Source organism: Priestia sp. USM5 (assembly GCF_058323215.1).
Map to the genome: position 1 here is coordinate 1 of NZ_JBSGKN010000006.1, position 18,855 is coordinate 18,855.

Below are 18,855 nucleotides of genomic sequence, written 5' to 3' on the forward strand. Positions count from 1 at the left end.
ATTTTCAAAGTTCAACCGCCGCTCTTAAGCGACTTTACTATCATAACAAGTTGCAATCTAGTTGTCAACAAGTTTTTTATTTGTTTATCACTTCGATGTTTGCTTTAGCAGTTCATCTTAGCGACATTTAATAATATACCATGCCTTCTTTTATTGTGCAATAGTTTTTCGATATATTTTTAAAAACTATTTTCTTGTACACGAAACGTTAGCCAATTAATAGATACTAGCATATCTAGACCTAAGCTAGCATAATGTCTATTAAATCATTATCCGCCAAGGAGGCGTTCACTTGGATACCTTAATTGCAGCTGCACTCTATTTGTCCTTTTGTATGTCTATTCTCTTAATTTCACTTGCTTATTGGGAATCAATTCAAATGTCTAATAAAGAAGGCAAAGTCAACGGCCTTTCATTTATTTCACTTTCAACATTCAGCATAATTTTTTGTTTGTTTACTTCATATTTTTATACCATTCTTTATTAACATGATGTTACGTTGTCTTCTTATAATAAGGAGACATTTCTTTATTTTATTACAATATTCGCATTCGGTATACTTACTTATTGAAATCAATACGATAAACTCAGCTCCCCCCTTCTTCATACGTGCGATGGACAGTGAAGGAATTTGTCGAATGATTTTTTGGAACACTTTCTTTAAATTTGATAAACTACTTTTAGAAAACGCTTTCATATATACTTTAACATTATTCAAGGAGGAAACCAAATGAAACCATTGCTTGAAGTAACGGTTGGAGAACTTTTAAAAGAAAGTACAAAAAAGTTTGGGCATCAAGAAGCGGTTATCTACTCTGAACAAAATATTCGCTATACGTACGCAGAGTTTTATCAAGAAACCTCTCGAGTTGCAAAGGCACTTCTAGCCACCGGTCTCAAAAAAGGCGATCATATCGCTATCTGGGCTACAAATGTGCCGGAATGGTTACTTCTGCAATTCGCAGCAGCTAGAATAGGCGCTGTTTTGGTTACCCTTAATACAAGCTACCAATCCTCTGAATTAGAGTATGTATTGAGGCATTCTGATACAGCAGCGCTATTTTTCATTGATGAATTTAAAAGCACTTCTTATACGTCTATTATCACCGGTATTGAACATAATCTTCCCAATCTAAAACATCTTATAAACTTAAGTGAATCAAGCGAACATACTTCTTGGAACGAGTTCTTAATGAGTAGCTCAATGGTATCGGATGAGGTGCTCGATAAGTATGAGCAATCCCTACATATCCATGAAGTTATCAATATGCAATACACTTCCGGAACAACAGGTTTTCCAAAAGGAGTTATGCTAAGTCACCATAATATAGTAAATAACGGCTTTTTAGTTGCTCAGTCTATGAAACTGACTAACGAAGACCGCTTATGCATCCCAGTTCCTTTCTTTCATTGTTTTGGATGTGTACTGGGCGTTCTAGCATGCGTATCCGTAGGTGCTACTATGCTACCGATTATTGAATTTCAGCCTTCCTCTGTTTTACGCACCGTAGAGAAAGAAAAATGTACAGCGCTTCACGGTGTACCAACTATGTTTATTGCGGAATTAAATGCACTTGAGTTTAATCAATATGACTTATCTACTCTTCGCACAGGAATCATGGCTGGTTCTAATTGTCCAGCAGAAGTAATGAAACGAGTCATAAATGACATGGGTATCAGCGAAATTACCATCGCCTATGGTCAAACCGAAACATCTCCTGTAATCACCCAAACAACCCCAACTGATTCTATCGAGCGGCGAGTACAAACGGTTGGCAAAGTACATGATCATGTACAGATTCAAATTATTAATCCAATTACAGGTAAACAAGCTTCTTTTGGAGAACAAGGAGAACTTTGTGCAAAAGGATATTTAACAATGAAAGGATATTACAAAATGCCGGAAGAAACAGAAAAAACAATTGTAGAGGGCTGGCTACATACAGGAGATTTAGCTACCATCGATAAAGATGGCTATGTAAAAATTACAGGACGTCTAAAAGATATGATTATTAGAGGTGGAGAAAACATTTACCCAAGAGAAATTGAAGAGTTTTTATATAGATTACCCGAGGTAGAAGATGTGCAAATTGTCGGTATTCCTGATCCAAAGTATGGAGAACGAGTTGCTGCATGCATTAAACTCAAGCAAGATTCTTTTCTTACCGCTCAAGAAATCAAAGACTTTTGCAAAGGTAAGCTTGCTCATTTCAAAATTCCCGAACATATTTATTTTATAGACGACTTTCCCATGACGGCATCCGGCAAGATTCAAAAATATAAATTAAAAGAAACGATCGTAGCGCTTTATAAATAATCAGATTTTTTCGAATTTCACCTGTCATTATGAAGAAAAGTTTACTATACTGATACATATCTGTTTTTCTTCTTTCATACAGATATAAACAACAATGTCTATTGAAATAGGTGAAAATAATGGAAAATGAAATGTTGCTCAAATTAGGTATTTCTGCTGTACTTGGTCTTATTATTGGAATTGAAAGGGAACTAAAACGAAAGCCTGTTGGTTTAAAAACATCTCTCGTAATTTCCATTATTAGCTGTTTACTCACGATTGTTTCGATTGAGTCTTCTCAAATTTTTAATAAAGGTGATCATATCACAATGGACCCGCTTCGTCTGGCTGCTCAAATTGTTTCTGGAATTGGTTTTTTAGGAGCGGGTGTTATTTTACGAAAAGAAAATGACAGCATCTCTGGGCTTACAACAGCCGCTATTATCTGGGGGGCAGCAGGTATAGGTATTGCTGTAGGTGCAGGGTTTTATCCCGAAGCTATTACCGGAGTTGTACTGCTCATCATCAGCGTTGAACTTCTCCCTTTCCTTATTACTATTCTAGGGCCTAGGCAACTGCGCGAGAAAGAGCTTATTCTTCAACTTAAGCTGGCTGATAAGCACAATATTTTTGATACAACTAACAGCATTAGAGAAAAGAATATTACAATAAAAAATATTCGAATCAAAGATTTAGACACCAATGAATTATATATACGTATGAAAGTGTCAGTTAATAATCAGCGTCCTACTACAGAAGTGTATTACGAGATTCAAAAAATCAGCGGTATTCGTAGCATTGAAGTTGAAAATGTATAAATGAAAAACGGCCAATTGGCCGTTTTTTTATTTATATTTTTCAATCTGTTGTAAAAATTCCCTCTGTTTTACTAGAGACAGCCGGTATTGATCATCGATAATTTCTGTTAACAACTCATGTTTACGGCTCTTTGACACATTCAATCTGTGGATAAGAACTCTGCATTCGTACAAAAACTGTGTATACTGTGTGTAACTCTCATCATAATTCGAAGATAATTCTTCTTTTATTCGTTTTGTCAACAAAGGACTAGCGCCATCTGTGGATATTGCTAGCGATAATCTCCCTCTAGAAAACTGTGCAGGAATTTGAATATTTCCATCGGAAAAACCGCTGGCCATATTAACCAACTGATCATTTTTAATATGCTGCTTAACGAACTTATTCACAGCTTTATCATTTGTAGCTACAACAATAAAAAAAACATTAAGTAAGTCTTCTTCTCCTACTTTTTTTCTTTTTACACACAGCTGATTCTTAGCTTCCCACTCATTTATTTCAGCTGAAACAGTTGGAGCAACCACTGTAATGGCTGCTCCTTCTTGTAAAAAACCTTTAATTCTACGAGTTGCGATTGTTCCGCCTCCAACTACTAAGACCGAACGACCCTTTAAATCAAGCATAACGGTATACATCGTATTGATTTCCTCTACTCGATAATAACGTTTTTACTTGATGACTTAAAATGTGTGCAAGTCCATCATGATAACCTAGGTAGTTTGCTAAGATAAACTGCTGGTCATCTGTTGATAACTGCTCCAACTCTTCCTTAATTTCGTTCATTAAAATACCGGTAAACAAAAGGTACGGGAGAACGAATACTTGCTTATACGAAGTTTGTTTAGCAAGGTGCAGGCCTTCTTTTAAATTAGGGGCAGCGGCAGCTAAATAGCATGTGCTCACTTCTTTAAAAGCTCCTTTACCTTTTAGCAGTTGAGCTATTTCGTTAAAATCTTTTTTTACAGCAGGATCACTGCTTCCTCTGCCGACCAGCAATACCATCGAATCTTCATGCTTATCCACATTGGTTTCATTGATTCTCTCTACTAAGATATCAACAATTCGTTCGTCTACGCCGAACGGTTCTCCGTACAGTACTTCTACTTGTGGATAGCGTTCATATACTTTGTGTATTTCTTCAGGTATATCATGTTTTGCATGGGCAGCTGTTAATAACAGCAGCGGCACAATGGCAATACGAGTAGCACCTTGTTCAATACACGCTTCAAATCCTTGTTCAATAGTAGGGTAAGCTAGCTCTAGGAAACAAACTTCTTGAATCGGTACATCTAGATTTTTTTTACATCTTTCAATAAAAGCAACTGCCTGATCAGCGCCTTCTTTTACGCGGCTGCCATGGCAAACATATAAAACTGCATCCATATAATCAACCTCTTTAGTAAGCTTCTTGTGCATACGAATAGTAATGCTGTCCAGTCTTCTCAAACCAATTCAATCGGTCATGAAAATTTACAACTTCACCAACGATAATCATACTGGGATTTTCAATTTGTTCTTCTTTAACAATATCAACAATTGTACCAAGAGTTCCAGTTACAGTGCGCTGGTCCGCACATGTGCCCCAGTGAATCAATGCAATTGGCGTAGCTGAGGTTTTTCCATGTTCCATTAACTGTTGGCAAATGTACGGTAAGTTCCTCACTCCCATATAAATGGCAAGAGTATCTACACCTTTGGCTAGGCTATCCCATTTGATTGCATCATGCTCGCTGTCTTTACGGTGTCCTGCTACAAAAGCAAAGCTTGCGCTGTATTCCCGGTGAGTGACAGGGATTCCTGCATAAGCAGCAGCTGCGATACCTGATGTAATTCCTGGAACAATTTCAAATGAAATGCCCTGTTGCACGAGAGCTTCTGCTTCTTCCCCTCCGCGTCCGAAAACAAATGGATCTCCGCCTTTTAAGCGCGTTACAATTTTCCCCTTTTTAGCGAATTTCACTAAAAAGTTATTGATTGTTTCTTGCTTGAGGGTATGGTAGTTTGGAAGCTTTCCGCAGTAAATAATATCAGCATCACTTTTAGCATACTCCAGCAGGTCCTTATTCACTAAACGATCATATAAGATAACATCTGCTTGCTGAATTGCTTTCAACCCTTTTAATGTAATTAAATCTGGATCTCCTGGTCCTGCACCGACTAGATATACTTTCCCCATGAATGCCTTTCACCCTTCCATCATTTCCACGTCTCCGCAGCGCTCCCAAATTTTAATTTGAATTAGAACAGCGGACAAAGTCCGCTGTCATTTAGATGAATTTTCGGTTAGATAAATATTCAATAACAGTTTGTACACATTCTTCTACAGACTGTGTGCTTGTATTAATTGTTACTTCAGGATTAGCAGGTGACTCATAGGGAGAATCAATTCCTGTAAAATCACGGATTTCTCCGCTTCTTGCTTTTTTGTAAAGGCCTTTTGGATCTCTTTTTTCACATTCTTCTAACGGACACTCTACGTATACTTCCAAAAATTCATTCCCCTCTAAGATCTCACGCACTTGAGCGCGATCTTCTTGGAATGGAGAGATAAATGCTGTTAGTACCACTTGACCGCTGTCTACGAACAGCTTAGAAACCTCACCGATACGGCGAATATTTTCTGTACGATCTTCAGCAGAAAACCCTAAATTCTTGTTTAAGCCAAAACGAACATTGTCACCATCTAATACATAATTGCGAATATTTTTATCAAAAAGCGCTTTTGCCACTGCGTTTGCTACGGTAGATTTACCTGAACCCGAAAGGCCCGTAAACCATAATACAAAACTGTGATGATTATTTTGCTCGCGTCTTTCCTGTTTTGTAATTCCAGCATCATGCCACGTAATGTTTGTTGATTTACTCACTTCAACCGCTCCTTATTTTGAAGATACTTTTTGTTTTGCTAATCCCTTAATTAACACTTCAATTACTTCTTTACGGCTGAATGTGCTTGGTGGCACTTCTCCGTTACGAAGCATTTCACGTACCTTGGTACCAGATAGAATCATATGATCTTCCTTGCTGTGAGGGCATGTTTTCGTTGATGCCATCGCTTCACACTTCTTGCAGTAGAAGCTGTGTTCAAAAAATAAAGGTGTAATTCCTAATTCATCTGCCGTAAAGTTACTGAAGATTTTTTGTGCATCATATGTTCCGTAGTAGTCACCAACACCAGCGTGGTCACGGCCTACAATGAAATGCGTGCATCCAAAGTTTTTTCGAACCATTGCATGGAAAATAGCTTCTCTAGGTCCAGCATAGCGCATTGCAGCAGGGAAAACTGCCAAAGCTACACGATCGCTAGGATAATAGTTCTCTAAAAGTACTTCATAACTTTCCATACGGATATCTGCTGGGATATCATCTGACTTTGTTTCTCCTACAAGTGGATTTAAAAACAGGCCGTCTACAATTTCTAATGCTGTTTTTTGAATATACTCATGCGCACGGTGAACAGGGTTACGAGTTTGGAATCCAACAACCGTTTTCCAACCGCGCTCTTCAAATGCTGCTCTTGTTTCAGTTGGATCTAGGTAATACTTTTCAAAACGCGTTTTAGGTGTACGTTCTACAAGTACGATTGGACCTGCTACATATACATTTGGGCGTTCCATCATTTTCTTCACACCAGGGTGGGCCAGTTCTGCTGTGCGGTACACATTTTCCGCTTCTTTTTCTTTATTTGGCGTATATACTTCAGAAACTTCTAAAACACCATATGTCACACCGCTTTGAACTAGTTTTACTTTGTCGCCAATGTTTAATTCTTTAGCCTGCTCTTCTGTTACGGGAAGAGTAATAGGAATACTCCATACAGTTCCATCTGCTAGACGCATATTTTCAACAACTGATTGATAATCTTTTTCTCCTAAAAACCCCGTAATTGGGCTATAAGCACCAATTCCAATTAGTTCTAAATCGCTTAGAGCCATGTTGTCTACTTCAATTTCTTTTGTTAGTGACGTGTAGTCATATGTTGGTTGATATAAATTAATTAATTCTCCACCGTGTGCTTGAATTGTTGCCATTTTGTAAAATCCTCCTTAAGTAATTAACACAATATAATAAAAAGTACTTGAATCACGCAGTCATTTTTTCTTTTTCCGACTGCAGGCTTGCTCTTTTTCTTCTAGTCGTTCTAGCTAAGCTTAGAATACCTCCTGTAGCAATACATCCACTAGCTAGCACCACAAATGAATATAAGTCGCTTTCAAGTACTAATTTCACAAGAACATATGAGATTACGAGTGAAAATACAGGGGATACCACCCAAACCTTTAACATTTGAATGACCACTTCGCGCTGTTCTTTCGTAAATCCCGTTTTCGCTGCGCCTATTCCAATAATAGAAGACGTAGTGACCTGTGTAAGCGGTACTGGCAAACCAAACAGTGAAGCGACTGTAACAAGAGAAGCACCAGTACCCGAGATAATGCAGCCTTCTCCTACAGAATAGCGAGTAATTTTTTTTCCGTTTGTTTCAATAACTCGGCCTCCTAGTAAAAGAGCTCCGAGCGCCACCGCCAATCCTCCTGCTATGACACCCGTTGTAGCATCCATTAATCCAGCTCCTACTAGAGGACCGACAGCATTTGCCACATTGTTCATTCCAGCTGAGAAGGCTTCAAAGAATCCCGTTGCAATAACTAAAATCGTTAAAACTCTTTTCCACTTTCCCTCTGCTTCTTTTTTATGCGCTCTGCGCTTTATCACTTTCCCAATCAAAAAAGCAATAACAAATGAAACTAGCGGAACAATAATCCAAAAAGACATCACAATTAAAAGTTTTTCTACATACAGAGATTGATAAGCTACCCCTACTCCAACAACTGAGCCAACTGTTACTTCACTTGTTGATAGAGGGATACCAATCAAATTCGCGAAAAAGAGTGACAGCGTTGCAGCAGCCAGAATGATAATAACTAATTCTACTGACAGCAGTTTTTCAGGTATGATACCTGAACTGATGGTTTTTACCACCTCACCGCCTCCGGTAACAGCTCCGAGCACAATTCCTACAGCACAGATGAACAGGGCCACTCTTCGCTTTTTAATTGCACCGGAGCCGTATGAAACGCCCATAGCAGCTGCTGCACCGCTTGCCCCAATATTCATTGCAAAAAAAAGCGCAATGATAAAGGCAACATATAAAAGCATCATTTATTCAGCTCTTTCGTATTTAAGATTCGTGTAATCCGCACTCCACTTTTTGTGTACCTGCCCATCTTCCTGAACGTAAATCGTCTACATTATAGGCAGGTGCGGTACAGGGCTCACAGCCGATACTTGGGTAGCCTTGATCATGAAGTTTGTTGTATGGCAAATCATGCTTATACACATAACGCCAAATTTCTTTCCATGACCAATGAATTAACGGACAAACTTTCACCTTCTTGAATTTCTCATCTTTATTAAAATAATTCGTGTTGGCACGAGACTCAGACTGCTCGCGTCTTAAACCAGAAATCCACGCATCATAAGGAGCAAGGGATTCTCTTAGCGGAATGATTTTTCGAATTTGACAGCATAGGTTAGGCTGACTCTTCCAAAGCTCATCTCCATGTTTTTCAGCTTGTTCTGCAAGAGTTAAATCCGGCTTTTTCATATGAATACGTAAATCAGGGAAGCGTTCTTTAATTGCATCAATCACTTCATATGTTTCTTTAAAATGAACCCCTGTATCTAAAAAGACAATTTCAGCATCTTTTTTCACTTTTGAAATTAAATCAATTAACACGATTCCTTCGATCCCAAAGCTTGACGCATAAATAATTGAATCTCCGTAGGTATCATACGCCCACTGCAATGCTGAAAGGGCTCCTTTTGTTTCATCTTTACTGTCGAACTCTGGAAATGTATCGCTCCAGTTTTCGTACGTATATAAGTCTGCCATTTTCTCCACTCCAATTCTTAGTTATCCGCGTTATCCAATAAAAAAAGACGGTTTTACCCACTAGAATTGGATAAAACCGCCTCTAGTGTGTCTAGTCAGCGAAACTATTTAATTCTTACTTTGCTTCGGCGTGTTCAAAGGTTTGTTTTAAGTCGGGGTTTACAGTCATCGTTGTCCCTCCTCAAAATATCTCTTGCGCTATATCAAAATAAAAAGTCTTCCGTATTGAAAGACTGGGTAGGCAATAATTTTCACCTTATCTTTCAAAATGATACACACTTTGCTGGAATTAGCACCTTGCTAAGCAGGTTGCCGGGGTTCAGCGGGCCAGATCCCTCCACCACTCTTGATAAGCATTTTTTAAAAATTTTAGCATATTTAGAATATTTGTCAACATTAAAAATTATATATCCGATAAGAAAACTATACTTTAAATTCACAGAAATATCTATACTTTTATTTAAAACAACATATGTAAATTTAACCCAAATGTGAATATATCAGTTTATAAAACGCTTTCTTTTTTTTCGACTTTTTATGTTCTCTTGCTAAATAAAATACAAAATCTCTCTATAAAATTAATAACAGATTTATGAGCTTTACGGATAATTCACCCACATTAGCACACATTACAGATAACACTGACTGACAGATAGGAGCTATATAAGATGGAGAGACAACCCTTTCAATTAGACGATACAATTAAAAATAATGTGCGAACATATTTACAGCAGATTTCAACTGAAGCCTCTAATTTAATTAAACATTTAGACACGAGTGATCATTGTATTTTATGTGATTTTGAGGAGATGAGAAGGTTATTTCAAGATGTTCAAGCTACGGCCGCCTCTTATTACTTGCGCCATTACTTATCGCCTTATACATTTGAATACGCTGCTCTATCCCTAGCTATTCATAACCTCTCTGAGAAACGTCACGGCGCTTTAATTGTCATTGAACGGGAACAAAATGTTGATCCTCTTATTCAAAAAGGAATGCCTATTCAAGCTCCTGTCAGCGCTACGCTAGTTGAGACACTGTTCTATCCAGGGACACCCTTACATGACGGAGCCGTCCTAATTAGAAATAGTCAGCTTATTTCAGCTGCTAATGTTTTACCTCTCTCGTCTATTATTTCAACGAACAAAAAGTTGGGAACACGTCACCGTGCAGCCATTGGAATGTCAGAAAAATCGGATGCATTAATTTTAGTTGTATCTGAAGAAACAGGCAAAATTTCGTTTGCGCTTGATGGAAGCCTCTACCCTATTCACTCCAGCAAAAATATGATTTAAGAGCCCTTTCCTGATAAGCAGCCCTATCTTGACTTATCTATCCTTTCTCTTTAATATATTTCATAGTTTTTACATACTATAGATACGGGTGATGCATATGGCAATTTTAAAATTTGAACATGTAGGCGTTCAAGTAAAGGATATAGAAGAATCTATTGAGTTCTATACACAAAAAGTGGGATTGGAGCTCATCGAAACACTACCACATACCGATCCGTCTTTGAAGCTAGCTTTTCTAGGTTTAGAAGGCAATGTAATCGTAGAGTTAATTCAAGGGTATAACTCAAGCTTACCTAGTGAAGGTAAAGTTCATCATTTTGCGCTGGCAGTAGATGGAATTGAAGAGGAGTTTGAGCGTTTAAAATCAGCAGGCGTTTCATTTGTGGAAGAAAACATTGTAACTTTGCCAAATGGAGCAAGATACTTATTTTTCTACGGTCCAGACAAAGAATGGATTGAATATTACGAAGTAAAAAGATAAAGATATCTTATACCTTCAGTGAAAAATGGTCATACTGTGGCTATGACTAATCACTGGAGGTTTTTTTATGATGGAATGGCTATTATTCCGACTTTTTCGTCGTTCTATTTTAGTGCGGCTTCTTTTTATTATCGGCTGCCTTGTTTTACTTTTCGGCATGCTTATACATTTCCTAGAGCCGCAAACGTTTGGGAATGTGTTTGAAGGAATTTGGTGGGTTATTATTACAATCTCTACTATAGGGTACGGTGATTTTGCTCCCACCACTACGATTGGAAGGTTAGCTGCAATTATTTTAGTCCTGGTTGGAACGGGATTTATTACTACTTATTTTGTCACGCTTTCTAAAATTGCTGTTTCCGCTGAGAGCGCTTATTTGGAAGGGAATTTAAAGTTTTATGGAAAAGATCACTTCATCGTTGTGGGGTGGAATGAGCGCGCCAAACTCGTGCTAGAGTCTTATCGCGACGCATTTCATAAAGAAGACATTGTTCTTATCGACGACTCTCTGACTAAAAACCCCATGATTTGTGATCGCGTTCATTTTATTAAAGGAAGTCCCTCTCACTATGAGGTATTAGAACTTGCTAATGCTCGGTACGCAAAAAAAGTGCTGATTACTGCGGATCAGCATAAGACAGAAGAATATGCAGACATGAATACTATTGTTACACTAGTCGCTCTGCAAGGACTGAACCCTTCTATTTACAGCATCGTTGAACTGTTAACAAAAAAGCATATTCAAAATGCGCAAAATTTGGGGGTAAATGAAATGATTAAAACAAACGAGTTGATTAGTCAGGTCATGTACGAACATATTTTTGTAAAAAAATTAGAGAGTTTAAGAAAAGAATAGTCCCTTCAATTACCGAAGCAGCGCCTCTTCTGCCTCTCTAATTAGCTCTTCTCCTAAGCTGATATACTTTTCTGGAAATGAAGCGTCTGCGTCTTGGGGTTCTGCAAACTGATTAAATGAAGCACCCACGTTTCCATTGTGAACATTGTCATCTAGGCCAATTTGATACTTATGTGAAAGTAAAAATGGCGTACCAATCTGTACGGTTGTTCCTTTAGAATCCAGTTCTCCATTCGTAGCTGTAAACGGGATACGTAAAAACTGATAGCCGACTTCATCATTCATCTTATAGTCGAATGAACCATGATCATAATCCCAATTTCCTCCAATGTTATACCCAAGCGGCTTAAGCGTTTTTTCTAATTCATAAAGCTTGAATAATGTGCCGTCTAATCTTGAAGATAATTCAATCATCTTATCCCTCCTCTGTTTTAACATGTCCTTTTTCCAGCTTTTTATCCTTTATCTCAAAAGCAAAAAAGTTCACCTTCTAACAAGAAGGTGAACTTTTTATTTATTTCAAACGCTTTTCTAATTCTGCTTTCTTCTCTTCAAAACCAGGTTTTCCAAGAAGAGCAAACATATTTACTTTGTATGCTTCTACTCCCGGCTGATCAAATGGGTTTACGCCTAATAAATAGCCGCTGATTGCGCATGCTTTTTCGAAGAAATATACAACATATCCAAATGTATACTCATCTAGCGCTGGAATGTTCACAACTAAGTTTGGAACGCCTCCGTCTGTGTGAGCAAGCATTGTACCTTGGAACGCTTTTTTATTTACAAAGTCAACTGTTTCACCAGCTAAGTAATTTAGTCCATCTAAGTCCGCTGCATCTTCTTCAATTGTTAGCTCATGACGAGAATCTTGAACTTGTACAATTGTTTCAAAAATATCGCGACGACCTTCTTGTACATATTGACCTAAAGAATGAAGATCCGTTGAGAAGTTAGCAGATGAAGGGTAAATACCTTTTTGGTCTTTTCCTTCACTTTCACCAAATAACTGTTTCCACCACTCAGCAAAGTACTGAAGAGCTGGCTCATAGTTAATCAGCATTTCAATTGTTTTTCCTTTATTATAAAGAACATTACGAGCTACAGCATATTGATAAGCTGGGTTCTCTTCTAGCTCTGATGATGAAAATGCTTCTTGAGCATCAGCTGCCCCTTTCATCATTTGTTCGATATCAAGACCTGCAGCGGCGATTGGTAATAAGCCAACCGCTGTTAATACAGAATAACGGCCGCCTACATCATCTGGAATAACAAATGTTTCATAGCCTTCTTCGTCCGCTAATGTTTTTAATGCGCCGCGCGCTTTATCTGTTGTTGCATAAATACGCTTGCGTGCTTCTTCTTTCCCGTATTTCTCTTCTAATAATTTACGGAAGATACGGAAAGCAATCGCCGGTTCTGTTGTTGTACCAGATTTTGAAATAACATTAATAGAGAAATCTTTATCTTGTAAAACATCCATTAGGTCTTTCATGTATGTTGAGCTGATGTTGTTACCAGCAAAAATAACTTGCGGAGTTTTACGCTGTTCTTTTGATAATGTGTTATAGAATGAATGCTGAAGCATTTCAATAGCAGCACGAGCACCTAAGTAAGATCCTCCAATACCAATAACAATCAATACATCTGAATCCGATTTAATTTTTTCTGCACTTTTTTGAATGCGTGCAAATTCTTCTTTGTCATACTCCGTAGGAAGGTCTACCCATCCTAAAAAGTCGTTCCCAGCACCTGTTTTTTCATGAATTGAATGGTGAGCTACTTTCACGGCATCACGTAAGTATGTAAGTTCATGTTCACCAAAAAATGATAACGCGTTTGAATAATCAAAACGAACATGTGTCATAGTCTGTTCCTCCATTAAAATATCTTTATTTTCCACTTTATCGAAACTGTTAGCTGAATTCAAGGGAATCCACTTACAATTTGACACAATCATTATAGTTTGTTGAAACTGCAATCATTGTATGTACCCTTTTATTTAACGATAAATTCAGTTATGAAGTCAACTAATGTTCTTTGATTAAAAAACGTAATTCATGCACGATTACGCAAATAATAAGCAAATAAAAAACGACTAAAGAGTGGTCTTCAATCGTTTTTCATTTACTTACCGGATGGTGCAATATAGTTCATTTCACCTATCTTTACATATTGTCTCGGTTTATAAGAGGCTTTTAACAGGGAAGAGTCTATTGATATAGAATTTTCAGCTTCGTTTTTAGAAGTGAGCAGCATCCTGTTTTCTTCTTTCATTTCTAAGTGATTATTCAGTACAAATCCGCTCATACATAATGCGCTAAAAATGAGAAAACTGATGGTTACTTGTTTCCTATACATTTCCATCACCTCACTCTTAGAGTGACAATTTCACCTGATTTTTATACGTCTAAAAAAATTTTTTTATGTTTTTTTTATGGATTTTGTGACGAGTTTCTATTTATTTAATAAGGTTTGAAAAATCCGCTGATACTAAGAATTAGCATGGATGCATGCATAATTAAATTATTATATAATCGGTTACAGAATTGAATATCACAAGGAGGTTTGTCTTTTGTCGTGGTTGCACTTGGTGATTTTATCGCCTTTTTTATTAGCCTTTTTTGTCCCGCTTCTGTATAAGAAATTCCAGCGTATTCATACAGGGTGGTTCGTTTTACCTCTTCCACTTGTGTTGTTCATTTATTTCACACAATATATCAGTGGTGTTTCTAAGGGGGAAACATATCTACATTCAATGAAATGGATACCTAGTCTGGGCATTAACTTTGATGCTTATGTGGATGGACTCGGTCTTCTATTTTCTCTGTTAATCACCGGAATTGGGACACTTGTTATTCTTTACTCCATTTATTATCTTTCTAAGACAAAAGAAGCGCTGCATTCGTTTTATGTCTATTTGCTTCTTTTTATGGGGTCTATGCTAGGAGTTGTATTATCAGACAACTTAATGAGTCTTTACAGCTTTTGGGAATTAACAAGCCTTTCATCTTTTTTATTGATTGGTTATTGGTACAAACGAGAGAAATCTCAATACGGAGCCTTAAAATCTATGCTCATTACCGTATTCGGAGGACTTTCCCTATTAGCAGGAATTGTACTTTTATATGTCATGACAGGTACTTTCAGCATACGCGAAATTATCTCAAACGTAGATGTGGTTACATCAAGTCATCTATTTATTCCAGCTCTAGTCCTCATTTTATTAGGGGCCTTTACAAAATCTGCTCAGTTTCCTTTTCATATTTGGCTGCCAGATGCAATGGAAGCTCCAACCCCAGTGAGTGCATACCTTCATTCAGCTACAATGGTAAAAGCAGGAATTTATCTTTTAGCAAGACTAAGCCCTGTTTTTGCTATAAGCGCCACTTGGTTTTTTGTTATTTCAATCACAGGACTAATTACACTGTTTTGGGGCTCGTTTTCAGCAGTAAAGCAACAAGACTTGAAAGGGATTTTAGCTTTTTCAACAATTAGTCAGCTTGGGATGATTATGTCACTTATAGGAGTAGGTAGCGCAGCTATTCACTATGATTTTTTAGACGATAATATCTACTTAGTGGCTCTTACTGCAGCAGTTTTCCATTTGATTAACCACGCTACCTTCAAAGGCAGCTTGTTTATGGTAGTAGGCATTGTCGATCATGAAACAGGCACGCGTGACATTAGAAAGTTAGGCGGGTTAATGAGCTTCATGCCTGTGACATTTACCATTGCTATCATCGGGGGATTTTCAATGGCAGGTCTCCCTCCCTTTAACGGATTTTTAAGTAAAGAGATGTTTTTTACAGGCATGGTAAACGTGACAAAAATGGATATGTATAGCATGCAGACGTGGGGAATTTTGCTGCCTATCATCGCTTGGGTGGGAAGTATTTTCACTTTCGTCTATAGTATGATTCTTGTCTTTAAAACCTTTACAGGCAAATACCAGCCCGAAAAGTTGGAGAAGAAGCCGCATGAAGCACCAGTAGGCATGCTTATTTCACCTGTTATTTTAGCATCGCTGGTTGTTATTTTTGGCTTTGCTCCTAATTTATTAGAATCAACTCTTATTGAGCCAACAATGGCCTCTATCGCACCTAGCCTGCTAGAGGCAGGTAAAGAATATCAAGTGCATATTAAATTTTGGCACGGCTTTACGCCAGAATTATTTATGACGCTAGGGGTCATTACATTTGGTATTTTGTTGTTTATGACACTTCAAAAGTGGTCAAAAATTTATACACGATTTCCTTCTTCTTTAACGCTTAACAACGGATATAATTATGGCATTAAAGGGATGGAAAAAGGCTCAACGCGCATCATGAAAACATTAATGACAGGATTTATTAGAGACTATCTTTTAATCATTTTTACTTTCATAGGCATTTTACTTCTCGTAACGCTCTTTTCTCAGAATGCCTTTGCGATTGATCTAAAAGATACTGCTTCTATCGGCGTTTATGAAGCCATACTAGCAGTTGTAATGGTTGCGGCTACTATTACAACTTTATTGGCAAAATCACGCCTCACAGCCATTATTTCGCTGGGAGTTGTCGGCTATACACTTTCTTTATTTTTCGTATTATTCCGCGCTCCTGACTTAGCTTTGACTCAATTAGTTATTGAGACTGTATCCGTATCACTGTTTTTACTATGTTTCTACTACTTGCCGGAGTTTCGGAAGCGAAAAGTAAGGGTGAAGTTTCAACTGCCAAATTTACTGGTTGCCCTTCTTGTAGGAACGACCGTTACATTGCTTGGCATATCAGCAAACAGTACAAAACTATTTGAATCCATTTCACATTACTTTATTGAAAACAGTTATGAAAAAGCAGGCGGCGAAAACATGGTGAACGTTATTCTTGTTGATTTCCGCGGATTTGATACATTATTTGAAATTACTGTACTTTGTATAGCAGCTCTTGCTATCTATGGCATGATTCGTCTTCGGTTAACAAAGGAGGAAGAAGAATGAAAAAAAATGATTTGATACTACAAACCACAACGAAAGTAGTCACGTTCATTATTATCATTTTTGCCATTCATCTTTTCTTTGCAGGTCATTATACACCCGGGGGAGGGTTTGTTGGGGGACTTACTACCTCAGCAGCCCTTGTATTACTACTGCTGGCTTTCGATATAAAAACGGTATCGAAAGTCATCCCATTTGACTATAAGAAGGTGGCGGCCTCTGGACTGCTGCTAGCTATTTTAACGGGGCTTGGGTCATTTATTTTCAAAGTCCCATTTCTGACTCACACATATAGCTACTTTAACCTTCCCCTTCTCGGGAAAACATCTTTAGCTACCGTTGTGCTGTTTGATTTAGGCGTATATCTAGTAGTTGTTGGTGTTACGATGACCATTATTCAAACGATTGGAGAGAGTGAATAGTGGAAATATTAATGTCCATAGTGGCAGGGATTCTATTCACTGCCGCTGTATATCTCATGTTATCCCGCAGTTTACTGCGAATTATTATTGGAACAGGCTTATTAAGCCACGGTGTTCACCTGTTGATTTTAACGATGGGCGGATTAAAAGGGGGGAGTGTTCCCCTTTTGGGAGAAAAGGCTTCTTCTTATACAGATCCTTTACCTCAAGCCCTTATTTTAACTGCCATTGTCATAAGCTTTGGTGTCACTTCTTTTTTCCTTGTACTAGCTTACAGGGCTTATCAAGAACTCGGAACAGACGATATGGACAAGTTAAGGGGAAATGAACATGACGAGTAATTTTGTAATCATCCCACTGCTTATCCCGTTTGTTGTAGGTGTTGTGCTCATTTTTTTCAAAGACAATATTAAACTTCAAAGGATAATCAGTGTTTTATCATTAATCACCACCACTGCTTTTGCTGCATATTTGGTACAGTTGGTTCAATCAAAAGGTGTTTTAACTCATGAGCTTGGGAACTGGAAACCTCCTTTTGGAATTATTCTAGTAGCGGACATGTTCGCTTCCCTTCTCGTACTTACTGCTAGTATCGTAACACTATGCTGCGTTCTTTTTGCTTTTCATACAATTGGCGAAAGACGTGAACGCTTTTACTTTTATTCGTTTGTACAGTTTTTATTAGTAGGCGTATTTGGCGCTTTCTTGACAGGTGATATCTTTAACTTATTTGTCTTTTTTGAAGTCATGCTTATGTCTTCGTACGCTCTTATTGTAATTGGCGGTACAAAAGAACAGCTTCGAGAGTCTCTTAAGTATATTTTAGTCAATGTCATTTCATCTGCTTTGTTTGTAATTGCTGTTGCTTATTTGTACGCCGTAACAGGAACTCTCAACATGGCAGACCTTTCGCAGCGAATTGCAGAGGCTAATCAGCCGGGAATTTTAACAACCATTGGCATGCTTTTATTTATTGTATTTGCATTAAAAGCAGCTTTATTCCCAATGTATTTTTGGCTTCCAGGTTCGTACAGTGCGCCTCCACCCGTTATTATCGGATTGTTTGGTGCGTTGCTCACAAAAGTAGGCGTTTATTCGATTTTCAGGACTTTCACTTTACTGTTTTACCATCATCCTGAATTCACTCATCAAATTATCGGCTACGTTGCGCTTTTGACTATCGTTGTTGGTGCAGTAGGCGCCATTGCTTATTCGGATGTGAATAAAATTTTAATTTATAATATTATTATTGCTGTGGGAGTCATTGTCTACGGTGTAACTTTAACAACAAAAGCAGGTTTTGAAGGAGCCATTTATTATTTAATTCACGACATGATTATTAAAGCAGCTCTCTTCCTTCTTGCTGGAAGCATCATTCGAATAACTGGAACAACAAAATTAAAGAAAATGGGTGGGTTAATTAAAGACTATCCGCTGCTTGGCTGGATGTTTTTTATCGCTACTATTTCGTTGGCAGGAATTCCTCCCCTAAGCGGCTTTATTGGAAAATTCCTTTTAGTTCAAGGCGGTTTAGAATCAGAGAGCTACACGTTTGTAGGAGTTTTACTCGTTTCAAGCCTGCTCGTTTTATATTCTGCCATTAAGATTTTCATGAGCTGCTTCTGGGGTGAACCTACGCTTTCTTCTGAGCATGAAAAAGTATCCCTTAAAGGTATTCTATACCCATCCGCTATCTTACTTGCTGTTTCTGTCTTTTTAGGACTAGGTGCAGAAGCTGTTATTCCTTATGTGTCGACAGCCGCTCAAACGCTTATGGATCCTTCAATTTATATCCAATCGGTGTTAAAGGAGTAG

Annotated in this window: 20 protein-coding genes and 1 riboswitch; of the genes, 10 read left to right on the forward strand and 10 right to left on the reverse strand. The window is 37.8% G+C overall.

The features are described from left to right. Positions 1-292 precede the first annotated feature (292 nt). The 3 genes from ACWATA_RS27305 (at position 293) to ACWATA_RS27315 (ending at position 3,114) form a co-directional block, all read left to right on the forward strand. A complete protein-coding gene (locus tag ACWATA_RS27305) occupies positions 293-487 on the forward strand; it encodes a hypothetical protein (RefSeq protein WP_033580480.1) in 195 nt (64 codons plus the stop codon). Positions 488-730: 243 nt separating this feature from the next. After that, positions 731-2,317 (forward strand): AMP-binding protein, encoded by a 1,587-nt coding sequence (locus ACWATA_RS27310; RefSeq protein ID WP_033580479.1) that lies wholly within the window; start codon positions 731-733, stop codon positions 2,315-2,317. A 119-nt stretch (positions 2,318-2,436) separates the two neighbouring features. Beyond that, a complete protein-coding gene (locus ACWATA_RS27315; protein WP_013059577.1) occupies positions 2,437-3,114 on the forward strand; it encodes an MgtC/SapB family protein in 678 nt (225 codons plus the stop codon). Between the two features lie 27 nt (positions 3,115-3,141). Here ACWATA_RS27315 and ACWATA_RS27320 read toward each other — a convergent pair whose 3' ends face one another. The 7 genes from ACWATA_RS27320 to ACWATA_RS27350 form a co-directional block, all read right to left on the reverse strand. After that, positions 3,142-3,750: an NAD(P)-binding protein gene (locus ACWATA_RS27320; RefSeq protein WP_323873919.1), complete on the reverse strand. Its 609-nt coding sequence runs from the start codon at positions 3,748-3,750 to the stop codon at positions 3,142-3,144. Then, positions 3,731-4,498: a sirohydrochlorin chelatase gene (locus tag ACWATA_RS27325; protein ID WP_033580478.1), complete on the reverse strand. Its 768-nt coding sequence runs from the start codon at positions 4,496-4,498 to the stop codon at positions 3,731-3,733. Before ACWATA_RS27325 ends, ACWATA_RS27320 begins: the two co-directional genes overlap by 20 nt. Positions 4,499-4,511: 13 nt before the next feature. Continuing rightward, a complete protein-coding gene (gene cobA / locus ACWATA_RS27330) occupies positions 4,512-5,291 on the reverse strand; it encodes a uroporphyrinogen-III C-methyltransferase (RefSeq protein WP_033580477.1) in 780 nt (259 codons plus the stop codon). A gap of 91 nt (positions 5,292-5,382) precedes the next feature. Beyond that, a complete protein-coding gene (gene cysC, locus ACWATA_RS27335; protein WP_028412601.1) occupies positions 5,383-5,982 on the reverse strand; it encodes an adenylyl-sulfate kinase in 600 nt (199 codons plus the stop codon). Between the two features lie 12 nt (positions 5,983-5,994). Next, positions 5,995-7,146 (reverse strand): sulfate adenylyltransferase, encoded by a 1,152-nt coding sequence (gene sat, locus ACWATA_RS27340; RefSeq protein ID WP_367078733.1) that lies wholly within the window; start codon positions 7,144-7,146, stop codon positions 5,995-5,997. A 52-nt stretch (positions 7,147-7,198) separates the two neighbouring features. Beyond that, positions 7,199-8,278, reverse strand: coding sequence for a sulfate permease (gene cysP, locus ACWATA_RS27345; RefSeq protein ID WP_080754495.1), 1,080 nt, complete (start codon positions 8,276-8,278; stop codon positions 7,199-7,201). Positions 8,279-8,297: 19 nt separating this feature from the next. Then, complete coding sequence (locus tag ACWATA_RS27350) at positions 8,298-9,011, reverse strand: phosphoadenylyl-sulfate reductase (protein ID WP_028412604.1); 714 nt, start codon at positions 9,009-9,011, stop codon at positions 8,298-8,300. 253 nt (positions 9,012-9,264) lie between these two features. Next, positions 9,265-9,367: riboswitch (SAM riboswitch) on the reverse strand. Positions 9,368-9,679: 312 nt separating this feature from the next. Between ACWATA_RS27350 and cdaS the strand changes: the two genes are divergently transcribed. The 3 genes from cdaS to ACWATA_RS27365 all read left to right on the forward strand — a co-directional run bounded on the left by cdaS (position 9,680) and on the right by ACWATA_RS27365 (position 11,643). Continuing rightward, positions 9,680-10,306 (forward strand): sporulation-specific diadenylate cyclase CdaS, encoded by a 627-nt coding sequence (cdaS, locus tag ACWATA_RS27355; RefSeq protein WP_473050474.1) that lies wholly within the window; start codon positions 9,680-9,682, stop codon positions 10,304-10,306. 97 nt (positions 10,307-10,403) lie between these two features. Beyond that, a complete protein-coding gene (locus tag ACWATA_RS27360) occupies positions 10,404-10,787 on the forward strand; it encodes a VOC family protein (RefSeq protein WP_033580475.1) in 384 nt (127 codons plus the stop codon). Between the two features lie 67 nt (positions 10,788-10,854). Beyond that, a complete protein-coding gene (locus ACWATA_RS27365; RefSeq protein ID WP_473050475.1) occupies positions 10,855-11,643 on the forward strand; it encodes a potassium channel family protein in 789 nt (262 codons plus the stop codon). Between the two features lie 9 nt (positions 11,644-11,652). On the opposite strand, the gene ACWATA_RS27370 is transcribed toward ACWATA_RS27365, so the two are convergent. The 3 genes from ACWATA_RS27370 to ACWATA_RS27380 form a co-directional block, all read right to left on the reverse strand. Then, positions 11,653-12,057, reverse strand: a complete 405-nt coding sequence (locus tag ACWATA_RS27370) for a YugN-like family protein (RefSeq protein WP_014457925.1) — start codon at positions 12,055-12,057, stop codon at positions 11,653-11,655. A 100-nt stretch (positions 12,058-12,157) separates the two neighbouring features. Further along, positions 12,158-13,507 (reverse strand): glucose-6-phosphate isomerase, encoded by a 1,350-nt coding sequence (locus ACWATA_RS27375; RefSeq protein ID WP_013059589.1) that lies wholly within the window; start codon positions 13,505-13,507, stop codon positions 12,158-12,160. A gap of 260 nt (positions 13,508-13,767) precedes the next feature. Next, positions 13,768-14,001, reverse strand: a complete 234-nt coding sequence (locus ACWATA_RS27380; RefSeq protein ID WP_321201864.1) for a hypothetical protein — start codon at positions 13,999-14,001, stop codon at positions 13,768-13,770. A 214-nt stretch (positions 14,002-14,215) separates the two neighbouring features. Between ACWATA_RS27380 and ACWATA_RS27385 the strand changes: the two genes are divergently transcribed. From ACWATA_RS27385 to ACWATA_RS27400, 4 genes are read left to right on the forward strand one after another with little or no spacing between them, the layout of a single operon-like run. Then, the gene (locus ACWATA_RS27385) at positions 14,216-16,621 is read left to right on the forward strand and encodes a Na+/H+ antiporter subunit A (RefSeq protein WP_473050476.1); all 2,406 of its coding nucleotides are present in this window, start codon (positions 14,216-14,218) and stop codon (positions 16,619-16,621) included. Then, positions 16,618-17,040: a Na(+)/H(+) antiporter subunit B gene (locus ACWATA_RS27390; RefSeq protein WP_013085301.1), complete on the forward strand. Its 423-nt coding sequence runs from the start codon at positions 16,618-16,620 to the stop codon at positions 17,038-17,040. The genes ACWATA_RS27385 and ACWATA_RS27390 overlap by 4 nt, the downstream gene beginning before the upstream one ends. Then, entirely contained in the window at positions 17,040-17,381 is a 342-nt protein-coding gene (locus ACWATA_RS27395; protein WP_013059592.1) for a Na(+)/H(+) antiporter subunit C, read from the forward strand. The genes ACWATA_RS27390 and ACWATA_RS27395 overlap by 1 nt, the downstream gene beginning before the upstream one ends. Next, positions 17,371-18,855 (forward strand): Na+/H+ antiporter subunit D, encoded by a 1,485-nt coding sequence (locus ACWATA_RS27400; protein WP_098112216.1) that lies wholly within the window; start codon positions 17,371-17,373, stop codon positions 18,853-18,855. Before ACWATA_RS27395 ends, ACWATA_RS27400 begins: the two co-directional genes overlap by 11 nt.